Genomic DNA, 6,977 nt, shown 5'->3' with positions numbered 1-6,977 from the left:
GAGCCGTTTTCGGTCCAAATGCTTTCGTATAGTTTTGCTGAGCGCTTAGGGCGAATACGCAAAATTATACCGTGCAGTATTATCATCCACACTAAACGTGGAATTTCTACAATGCGCGGATCGGATAAAAATTCACGTAAGTAGGTACGCAGTGCCGCAGGGGTGGGCGCGTCTGGACTGCCTAAGTTGGTAAGTAAAATGCCCGTTTTTTGATTAAAACGTCCGTCGTGGGGATTGTCAGTGACTGCAGAAAATCGCGACACGCTGTGCTCCTTAAAGCAATGTGATACCAATTCGCGATAATACTTAATCATTTTGCGGGGCTAAACGTGTCGCTACCAGCGTTAAGCAATTCTCATTTAGAACAACTAAATAGCGAATTTTTTTGCCTAGCTATCAACACGTTTTTCCATCCTCAAAATAAATCACTTAATTAAGCGGATTGGTATTAAACAGTTTAAAATTTATACCCAGATTAATAGGTACCTGTTTGAATTAGTTTAGCTTATTTACGGTAATTGTAACGAAAAAAGCCACAGTTTAGATCACTCATTTAGCGCTTTTTACCATTATTCTAAACGGGGTCGGTTTTTTGGCTTCTAATTGCTGTAGTTTTTCGATGGATTTTTTACCAAACACATGGCCTTTAGGTAACAACATAATACCGCTGTGGCTGTGTAACGTATGGCCTAAAATCATATTGGCTTTTAGCTCTTGAGCGCTGCATATAATAATAGAGCCCGCATTATTAAGTTGCTCATTTAATTTGCTATGGCTTGCCTCGAGTGCGCGCACAATTTTAGGGTGGTAAAAAGTGCCACTGTACATTTTAACGCTTTCGAGCGCATCGCTGTGGCGCTCTTTGTCTGTGGGGCTTTGGCTTTGTTCAAATGCGTTCCAATAATCGCGAGCAACGCTAAGCACCATAGCGCCAATAGGAATGTCGTTTGCTGCTAATCCTTTTGGTAAACCGTTGCCGTTAAAGCGCTCATATTGATGATAAATTGCATCAGATACATCATGTAAATGTATAGCAGGCATAAGCATTAATTGTGCTGTGCTTGGGTGTGTATAAAAGGCTTTGCGCTGTTGTTCGCTTAGCCGGCTCACTGGCTTTTTATAGAGCTCTGGGTCCATAGCAAGCAAACCTATTTGCGCTAAGTAACCCGCCATGGGGGCTAAATCTATACTTTTTTGCGAGAGGTTTAAGTACAGTGCTATTTGGGTGCAGGTGTCGGCAATTTTTTGCGCTTTGTTACCATCTAAGTATGGGTTGGCGTTTATAAAATTATAAAGTAGCTCTACGGTGGCTTTGTGTTCGTGTTTTTCGCGCTCGTTGGCATCTTCTAGCTGTTTAAGTACCTGCTTAATTTGTTTTGTACGCTTTTCTACTCGTTGCTCTAACGAGTTATTTAATTCGAGAAGTTCTTTGTTTTGCTGTTTTACTTGCTGCTCGAGTTGCTTGTTTTGTTTTTTTAGCTGAAATTTTTCGATGCTGTCGTTTATGCTGCGCAAAAGCATATCGTTTTGCCATGGTTTTTGAATGTAGCCGTTAATTTGCGCTAGGTTTACAGCGNGGCTAGGGTGGTTTCTATTTCAGCGTAGCCGGTTAATAAAATACGTTGTGTTTCGGGGGCTTTGTTACGGGCTTGCTCTAAAAATTGCGCGCCATTCATGGTGGGCATTTTCATGTCGCTAATAATTAAGCTAAATTCGTGGCTGTTTAAAAGCTCAAGCGCTTGCACTGGGCTTTTGCAGGTCATAAAACTAAAGTTATTATTTTTTAATAAGGAGGTTAGTGAGCGCAGAACAATTTCGTCGTCATCAACACAAAGTACATCTACGGCAGTGATTGAATGTGCAGCGTCTGCTGGTTTGGTCATAGTGCTACCTTTTAAAATAATAAGCATAGCCTAAAAATTGCCCCTAGTTTGCATAATTACGTATGGCAAACTAAACGTTATACATGGATGCGTATTTATGGAGCGAATAGGATGAGCACTTTAACCGACGACTACAAACAAGCCTTTTTAGATGAGCAGCAAAAGCGTATAGCCGCAGAGCAACTGCTTGCCGATAAAAGCCAATTGTTAGTTGTGTTAAATGGCGAACTAACCAAAAACGTTGCTGAGCTGTCTTTGTATCAGCAAATGTTTGTTCAGGCCGACAAAATGGCAAGTGTGGGTGTTTTGTCTTGCAGTATTGCGCATGAAATAAATAACCCGCTTTCGTATGTAATTAGTAATATAGAAAGCTTGCAATATGTTAGCCCTCTTTTATCAAAATCTCTTCACTATAACGAGCAGTTTTTAACCGGCCAATTAAATGCTGGGCAATTTAAAAACGTGTTGGTTGATCTAAAAAAACAATACGAACTGGCATGGAATGGACACGAAATTTACTCGCAGTTGAGCGAAAGCCTAGAGGGTTTAAAGCGCATAAAGCAAACCGTGCATAATTTATTAAACCTTAGCCAATTTACAAGTACCCATAACAAGCAATATTTAGATGTAAGCGAGGTTGCAGGCTCTGCTTTAGGCGTGTTGCAAGGGCAGCTTAAATACTGCGAAATAAAAACTGATTTTGAGCAAGTGCCGCTAATTTGGGGGGAGCTGTCGTCTATTCATCAAATTTTTGTTGAGCTGTTATTAAATGCTCAACAAGCGTGCGAACATGAATTAGAAAAAGGCACCATTATTGAACTAAGCGTAACGCAGCAAAATGAGGGGGTATGTATAAAAGTGAAAGATAACGGTTGTGGAATGGATGAAAATACCCAAGCGCACCTTTTTAAGCCTTTTTTTACTACACATAAAACAGCCCACTCATTAGGAATAGGAATGACCGTTGTTAACTTTATTTTGCAAGATCACAGCGGAAAAATAGAAGTTAGCAGTACTTTAGGAACAGGTACTACCATTTGTTGTTGGTTACCCGTAAAAGTACAAGAAAGCGTGATAAACCCATTGTAAATAAAGTGTTAATTTAATTTGGGGTTGAAATTAAAATCCTTAATTGTATGCGTTTTAAACAAGTTTAAGTGTTATTTTTTAGTATTTACATTTTTTTGCATAGTTAGACCTATTATTTAGTTTTTTTCATTTCTTTTTATTTGCATATGTTGCTAGGATGTTCCCCAGTGCGATGCGTTACATCGCAATAACAAATATTAAAGAACACACTAAACAGGGTCGTCACCATGTCAACATACCGTTTAAATACATTAGCTGCCGCTGTTGCGTTTGCCGTAAGCGCACCAAGCATTGTAAGCGCTCAAGAAGCACCTGTTGAGGCTGCACAAAATATCGAACAAATTTCTGTATTAGGGTCGCGCGTTTCTAACCGCACCTCTACTGAGTCTTCGTCACCTATTGATTTAATAGACGCTGATGATTTAAACAAAGGCGGCTTTACAGAACTAGGGCAGAGTCTGCAAGCTACTGCCCCGTCGTTTAACTTTTCTCGTACGCAAGTATCTGATGGCTCTGATTTATTTAGACCAGCAACGCTGCGCGGCTTACAGCCAGATCAAACGTTAGTGTTGGTTAACGGTAAGCGCCGCCATAATCAATCTATTTTTGGCCTTAATGGCACTGTAGGTGCAGGCGCTGCCGGCACCGACATGAACGCCATTCCGCTAACTGCGCTTAAAGGTGTAGAAGTACTACGCGATGGCGCAGCAGCTAAATATGGCTCTGACGCGATAGCTGGCGTAATTAACTTATCGCTTAATAATTCAACTGGCGTAACAACGGGTTACGTACAGTACGGCGGCACCAGTGAAGGCGACGGCGATACGCTTTCTGCAGGTTTAAACCGTGGTTTTGACTTAGGTAACGAAGGCGGTTTTATTAATTTATCGCTTGAGTATCGTGATGCCGATGGCACTAACCGTGCAGAGCGCGATACCGGTGGGTCGTTAAATGTTGAGCCAGGCACGCTGAGTGAAGATGTACGTTGGAGCCAAGGTAACTCAGAAAGTGAATTTACCTCGTTATTTTACAACATGGCTTTGCCAATGGGCGACAGCGAATTGTACTCATTTGGTGGCTACTCTGAGCGCACCGCGCTGGGTAATGGTTTTTACCGTAACTTTAACGAAGCGTCTAAAAATGTAACGCAAGTATACAGCGATGGTTTTTTACCCCGCATTTATAACGAAGCTGAAGATATTTCAGTAGCGGTTGGTTTTAGAGGCGATATAAACCCAGATTGGGGATACGATGTATCGGCAGTGTATGGCGAAAACCAATACGACTTTACCTCACGTAATACTATAAATGCCTCTTATGCGGCGGAGTACGTATTTAATAACCCAGATGCAAGCGATGCCGATATAGCAGCCAATGCAGGCCCAAGCGGCGGTTACTCTGGTGGTTTTAGATTTGATCAAACAACAGTTAATGCTGATTTTAACGGCATTGTTGATATTGGCCGCAATGAGCCTTTATATGTAACTATTGGTGCAGAATACCGTAAAGAAAACTACGAAATAGTCCCTGGCGATGAAGCCTCTTATGCATGTGGCTTGGCAAATACCGATGCTTCTTACCCTTCAGCAAACGATCCTGATCAATTTGCTGAGTGTGGTTTTCAGGCTTATAACGGTTTGCGCCCAGAGGCAACAAACAAGAGCGATCGCCACAGCTATGCGTTTTATGTAGATGTAGAAACCATGGTAACGGATGCATGGAACGTAAGTGGTGCGCTGCGCTATGAAGACTTTTCAGATGCGGGCGATGACTTAATTGGTAAATTAGCGACACGTTATGAATTTAACGATGACTTTGCAGTACGTGGTGCGGTTTCTACTGGTTTTAGAGCGCCATCGCTTCAGCAAAGTGGTTATACCGCATTTACAACTAACCTAGGCTCTGATGGCACACTTACACAGTCGTTCACTGCAAATACGGGGACTGCTTTTCCAAGTGCGTTAGGTGTAGATAGCCTAGAGCTTGAAACCTCAACTAACTACAGTGCTGGTTTTGTTTACGATGTAACAAGTGAGCTTTCGTTAACGGTTGATTTTTACCGCGTAGAAATTAAAGACCGTATTACGCTTGGTAGTTTACTTTCTGCAGAGGATGTTGCCTTTAGCGATGAAGCCGTAGCCGCGCTTCAAGCAACCGGCGCAGTGCAAGCTAACTACTTTTCAAACTCTGTAGATTCAACTACACAAGGTGTTGATATTATTGCCTCTTACCGTACTGATGTAGAGGGCGGTAATTTTGGAGTAACCTTTGCGGGTAACTTAAACGACACTAAAATTGATAACGTGAACGCAGAAGAAGGTATTCCTGAGTCGGTGGCGTTTGATGATTTACAACGTAGCTTTTTTACCGACGGCCAGCCAGGTGAGCGCGCAACTTTAACGTTTGACTATGAGCGTGATGCGTATGAAACAACGCTTCGCTTTAATTACTTTGGCGAAACAGACGTTAAATACTTTGGTAATGACCACATCCCTTTACCAGGTGAGCTTTCGCCTACGGGGTCGTTTAAACCAACTAGTACAGTTGAATCAGCAGTACTAGTGGATTTAAACGTTAGCTACCAAATTAACGAAATATTTAACGTATCGGTAGGGGCTGATAATATTTTTGATGAAACCCCAGATGAGCTAGGTGATGACGAAGTGCTTAACTTTATTACCAACGGCGCGTTTAAATACCCTGTACGTGCATTGCCTTACGGCTTTGACGGGCGTACTTATTATGCAAAAGTAAGCTTTGAATTTTAATTATTTGAGCTAAACCTTGTTACTCAGCGCAGTTATTTACTGCGCTTTTTTTATGTTTATTTATTATGAAAAAGAGCGTTAAAACACTTGCAAGGTTGAAAATTAGGCATACAATCGCCACTTCTTAAGGTTCTTATTGTTATAAATAGTTAGGAAATAAAATGGCTAAAAAATCGAAAACCAAAGCCGCAAATAATAGTGCGGTAGACACCGGCCGAGGTGTTATTAATCATAATGCGCTGGCGGCGCTAGTAACCTCTAAAGTGTTTAAACCTCAAGTGGTTAAAGCTAAAAAAGGGAAAGGCTCGTTTAAGCGCAATAACAAACACGTAGGACGAGAGTCTTATTTAATCGCGGCTTAAATAGCACCGATCAAATAAGACTTTTAACTACCTACTTTTTGCCAAGCATACGCGTAAGGGTGTTGTCTTTATCAATAATATGGTGCTTTAAAGCGCCCACAATATGTAAACCTAACGCGATAAGAAGCGCATTTGCTGTAATACCGTGAACGGTTTTTCCTATCTCTGCTAAGCCTTGGTTAAAAGCGAGGCTTTTTTGTGGGTTTTCTGGGTTGGGGTTGTGCGGAATAAGCTCTAGCCCGAACATCTCTACGCCATGCCCACCAAAGCCCGACATAATCAGCCCCGAAATAGGCATAAGTAACATGCTAATTATAAGAACGTAATGCACAATTTTAGCTAACACTTGCTCATAATTTGGGTGTTTAACATCGTGCTTTGGCCAGCCATTTACAATGCGCCATGTTACTCTTAATAACGCAAAAACAAGCAGCATTACGCCAAATGACTTGTGCCAACTCATTAGAAAAAATGCTTTAAAGTTTTCCATATATAGGCCTGAGCCTAATAACCCAATAATTAAAATAGCTACAATCCAATGCAGGCTTATGGTGGTTTTGCTTAACGTACTTGTTGTATCTTTTGTAAGTTTCATTGTGGTTATTCCTAACTTAAAAAGTGGCGCTTAGTTGCGTGTACAATTGAATAATCTACATTAATGCAGCTAGCTTAAACTATAGAGGGTTAAAGTAGGGTTAACGAAACTTATTTTTTAAATTTAAAAGGATAAACCCGCAACGTGAAGTGAAAGTTGTAGGCGCGAAGCTTGCTCGCGCAACATGTAAGTTGCTTCTCTAAAAGCGAAGCGTCTCTTAACCTCTTTGTGATTTATTGATCTTTAATACAAAAATGCACAAAGAGAAGGGAATGAGGAG

At 41.2% G+C, this 6,977-nt stretch carries 5 protein-coding genes and 1 pseudogene; 3 read left to right on the top strand and 3 right to left on the bottom strand.

Annotated elements, in window-relative coordinates:
* Window positions 1-263 (bottom strand): ferrochelatase (locus L650_RS0115820; RefSeq protein ID WP_174380498.1); only part of this gene is annotated, 263 nt, incomplete at its 3' end.
* Between the two features lie 286 nt (window positions 264-549).
* Window positions 550-1,883: pseudogene (locus L650_RS0115815) on the bottom strand (HD domain-containing phosphohydrolase).
* Window positions 1,884-1,994: 111 nt separating this feature from the next.
* Between L650_RS0115815 and L650_RS0115810 the strand changes: the two are divergent.
* The 3 genes from L650_RS0115810 to arfA all read left to right on the top strand — a co-directional run bounded on the left by L650_RS0115810 (window position 1,995) and on the right by arfA (window position 6,102).
* Window positions 1,995-2,972, top strand: coding sequence for a sensor histidine kinase (locus tag L650_RS0115810; protein ID WP_029773113.1), 978 nt, complete (start codon window positions 1,995-1,997; stop codon window positions 2,970-2,972).
* A gap of 227 nt (window positions 2,973-3,199) precedes the next feature.
* Entirely contained in the window at window positions 3,200-5,740 is a 2,541-nt protein-coding gene (locus tag L650_RS0115805; RefSeq protein ID WP_029773112.1) for a TonB-dependent receptor plug domain-containing protein, read from the top strand.
* Between the two features lie 161 nt (window positions 5,741-5,901).
* Entirely contained in the window at window positions 5,902-6,102 is a 201-nt protein-coding gene (gene arfA, locus L650_RS0115800; RefSeq protein ID WP_024032961.1) for an alternative ribosome rescue factor ArfA, read from the top strand.
* A 31-nt stretch (window positions 6,103-6,133) separates the two neighbouring features.
* On the opposite strand, the gene L650_RS0115795 is transcribed toward arfA, so the two are convergent.
* A complete protein-coding gene (locus tag L650_RS0115795) occupies window positions 6,134-6,697 on the bottom strand; it encodes a cytochrome b (protein WP_029773111.1) in 564 nt (187 codons plus the stop codon).
* Window positions 6,698-6,977: the final 280 nt, after the last annotated feature.

The organism is Pseudoalteromonas sp. TB51, from assembly GCF_000498055.1.
GTDB classification, from domain to species: domain Bacteria; phylum Pseudomonadota; class Gammaproteobacteria; order Enterobacterales; family Alteromonadaceae; genus Pseudoalteromonas; species Pseudoalteromonas atlantica.
The sequence above is the reverse complement of the archived record's forward strand: the minus strand, read 5'-3'. Positions and strand labels throughout refer to the sequence as shown.